2 protein-coding genes are annotated in these 1304 nt (G+C 33.1%); both read left to right on the plus strand.

Annotated features, from left to right (window positions below; translation table 11 throughout):
- Positions 1–652 (plus strand): IS3 family transposase (locus ACFSR0_RS10950; protein WP_379982675.1); only part of this gene is annotated, 652 nt, incomplete at its 5' end.
- A 46-nt stretch (positions 653–698) separates the two neighbouring features.
- Positions 699–1301 (plus strand): RtcB family protein, encoded by a 603-nt coding sequence (locus ACFSR0_RS10955; protein WP_379982677.1) that lies wholly within the window; start codon positions 699–701, stop codon positions 1299–1301.
- Positions 1302–1304 lie beyond the last annotated feature (3 nt).

Genomic DNA, 1304 nt, shown 5'->3' on the forward strand with positions numbered 1-1304 from the left:
CATGGGGAAAAGCCTATCTGAAAAAGTCATACGTAGATTAATGCTTGAGGAAAACTTGATGATTAAATTTTCTAAGCGAAAAAAATACTCTTCATATGTTGGAGAAATTACTCCTGCACAACCAAATCTTTTGAATCGTAATTTCAAAGCAGAAAAAACAAATGAAAAATGGTTAACAGATATTACTGAGTTTAAAATTCCTGCAGGAAAAGTTTATTTATCCCCACTTGTTGATTGTTATGATGGAGCTATTATTAGCTGGACCATCGGAACAAAGCCCGATTCAGAATTAGTGAATACTATGCTAGATACTGGGATAGCTACCTTGCAAGATCAAGAATACCCGATTATTCATTCGGATCGTGGTGCTCACTATCGATGGCCAGGTTGGATCGAACGAATGAACAAGGCAAACTTGCCTCGTTCTATGTCTAAAAAGGGGTGCTCACCAGATAACTCAGCGTGTGAAGGTTTCTTTGGACGTTTAAAGAATGAAGTATTTTATCAACGTGACTGGAAAAACACAAAAATCAATCAGTTTATCGATCAGGTAGATGACTATATCTATTGGTACAATAATCAACGAATCAAGTTATCTTTAGGAGGACTAAGTCCACTTCAAGATCGGAAGAAACAAGGATTTATTTGTTAAAAAAGGTCCAGAAAAACATTCGCACCCCCTTTTATGTATAAGAGCCTTGCAAAATACACCAGTTAAAAAAAATCAAGTAATAATTAATATCCATCTGGGAACATTAGTTGGGAAAAAAGTTATTTCAGGTAAATATTTAGAAAGTTCGATTCTAAATACTCTTAAACATGGAATATACAATGAATCTGAAATAAAAAAGCAATTGTTCTTTTTAGACTATGAATTTGAAATGGGCAAAAGTTATTTGGACTTTGTTAACTTTATGATCAATTACGCATATGCATCGAGACAAGTAAGTTCGAGTATTCTAAATAGCTTTTTAAATGATATTTTGAATAAAAAGGTTAATTTTAAATTGATAAGTGATTTGACTCATAGCTCAATTAGTAGAAGAAATAATAAAATTTATCATGCTAGAGGACTACAAATAACTAGCAAGAAGAATTACCCGCTTCTTATAGGTGGTGAAACTAATACCCATTCTTATTTAGTTTTTTCGAAATCTGGAAATATATATATATCGCACGGAACGGGTAAATATATTGATAATTGTTTATGGCAGAATAAAAGTACACACGGTTGCAGCGCAAAAGTGCATAGTCCCGCAAATCGCTTAAGATATATTAAAAAGCCATTGCGGGCAACCTGAAAT

The organism is Enterococcus camelliae, assembly GCF_042685105.1.
In the GTDB taxonomy this organism is placed as follows: domain Bacteria; phylum Bacillota; class Bacilli; order Lactobacillales; family Enterococcaceae; genus Enterococcus_G; species Enterococcus_G camelliae.